Origin of the sequence: Bisgaardia hudsonensis, assembly GCF_004345785.1 — a bacterium.
GTDB lineage: Bacteria > Pseudomonadota > Gammaproteobacteria > Enterobacterales > Pasteurellaceae > Bisgaardia > Bisgaardia hudsonensis.
In genome coordinates this window covers 1-1776 of record NZ_SLXI01000019.1, presented here as the reverse complement: position 1 = coordinate 1776, position 1776 = coordinate 1, and the positions used below count along the sequence as shown (strand labels likewise).

General features: G+C 36.9%; 2 protein-coding genes and 1 pseudogene. All 3 read right to left on the bottom strand.

Going from position 1 to position 1776, the window contains the following annotated elements:
• Positions 1-39: 39 nt before the first annotated feature.
• The gene (locus tag EV697_RS09860; protein ID WP_165906489.1) at positions 40-183 is read right to left on the bottom strand and encodes a hypothetical protein; all 144 of its coding nucleotides are present in this window, start codon (positions 181-183) and stop codon (positions 40-42) included.
• Positions 184-372: 189 nt separating this feature from the next.
• Positions 373-735, bottom strand: coding sequence for a hypothetical protein (locus tag EV697_RS10010; RefSeq protein ID WP_236824077.1), 363 nt, complete (start codon positions 733-735; stop codon positions 373-375).
• A pseudogene (locus tag EV697_RS10005) lies at positions 732-1776 on the bottom strand (hemagglutinin repeat-containing protein); the annotation flags it as partial. The pseudogene EV697_RS10005 and the gene EV697_RS10010, both read right to left, overlap by 4 nt.

Below are 1776 nucleotides of genomic sequence, written 5' to 3'. Positions count from 1 at the left end.
TCATAAAATCTAGATTACAAGCTTTGATTCCCTGATCTCTTATATCAAACCACTCTTCAAAAGATACTTTTTTTGAATAATTCCAACTATAATAATTTCTGGCAGGTTTAACCCCCCCCCTTCCCAACCACAAGCAGATAATAATACGCTCATTAAGATAATTAAGGTAAAATTAAGTTTCATTGTTTGTTCTCCTTCTGTGTCTTTTGATTCAGTTCAAAAATAGTCCGTTCTGGTTGCATTGTTCCGTTACCTTGCTTTGTTCGATAGCCGTCATAAGAACACTATGTTAGAGAACTCCCCTAAAAAAGTGCGGTCAATTTTCCTTAAGTTTTAAAACTCTTAAAAATTCTACCGCACTTGTATTGTTTTTTAATCTATTTTCTTCGTCCAAGGTACCGCATCAGGTTTGCTATGTTTTTTTCGCCATTTAATGCACTCAGGATCGTCCCATATTAATTGGTCTTCACAAACTGGTCCCTCTTCTAAATACCAGCCTCGTGCTTCAAAACAAAGTAGATTTTTTACTTCTGAAGAATCAACACTCATAAAATCTAGATTACAAGCGATAATCCCCTCACGTCGTTTCATAACCCATTCGTGAGTTGATAATTTCCAGCCATCAGGATAACGCCAACTATAATAATTTCTGGCAGGTTTAACCCCCCCCCCTTCCCAACCACAAGCAGATAATAATACGCTCATTAAGATAATTAAGGTAAAGTTAAGTTTCATTGTTTGTTCTCCTTCTGTGTTTTTTGATTCAGTTCAAAAATAGTCTGTTCTGGTTGCATAATTCCCTTATCTTCCTCTGTTCGATAGCCATCTGTTTCACATTGCTGTTGTCCTAATCCGTGGCAGTTATGCGATGAAGAGTTATCGCCTACTACATCCCGCAAAATTTTAAATAAATTTTTATTTTTTGTATTAGTATCGTTGGTTGCAGGGTTACCTCCAATAAAAAACCAATTACCAACAGGATCGTGCTTATTATTCTCAATAATGATAGACCCCTCTTTTGAGGTTCTCACTTCACCTTTTCCTTGTAAGATAGTTAAGATCCGATCCGCACGGGTTACATTGGCTGCTGGCCCCACCATTTTTAATTGTGTATTTGATAAAATACCGTTATTTTGTGGATCTTTTTCTAGAGTTTGTAGGGCATTACTGATAGTTAAGGTGCCTCGGCTATGGCTCCCTAAATATAAGCCTTCTGGGCTACTGCCTTTTTGTTTCATTAAATCCACTGCTTGTCTCACAGAATTATCATCCGATACTGCCCATTTTTGATAACTCGCAATCAGTAGTTCTGATAAACCACTTTCTGCTTTTGGATGATGCACAAAATAAATATCTTTATATAATGCTTTATTGACTTTGCCCGTTTCACCTGTTTCTGCCACATAATTTTGTACCGCAAATTTAGCGGCTGCTTGTAAGTCATTCATAATACCATTAAAAGCCACCACATATTTCTGCTGTTGTTTCTTTGTAGTTGGGTCAGTGTAAGTAACCGCCTGAATATGCTTACGCTCTTCATCAGACAGTTCTCGCAACTGATAAATATTGTAACCTTTATCTAATTCACGTTGACGATAATTTTCTACATATTGTTCAATCTCTTTCTCACCTTTAATCCCCTCAGCTTCCGCTTCCTTCCTGCCTGTTTCTTTTAATTGTTCTAAACGTTCTTTGTCCTTAACAGGTTCACCATTTTCATCGGTAACAAAGCCCATCATACGGTGTTCTGCAATAAACATTTTATGATAAGCTCCA

Coding starts and splice junctions, on each gene's coding strand:
- EV697_RS09860 (WP_165906489.1), bottom strand. CDS start 183: ATGAAACTTAATTTTACCTTAATTATCTTAATGAGCGTATTATTATCT.
- EV697_RS10010 (WP_236824077.1), bottom strand. CDS start 735: ATGAAACTTAACTTTACCTTAATTATCTTAATGAGCGTATTATTATCT.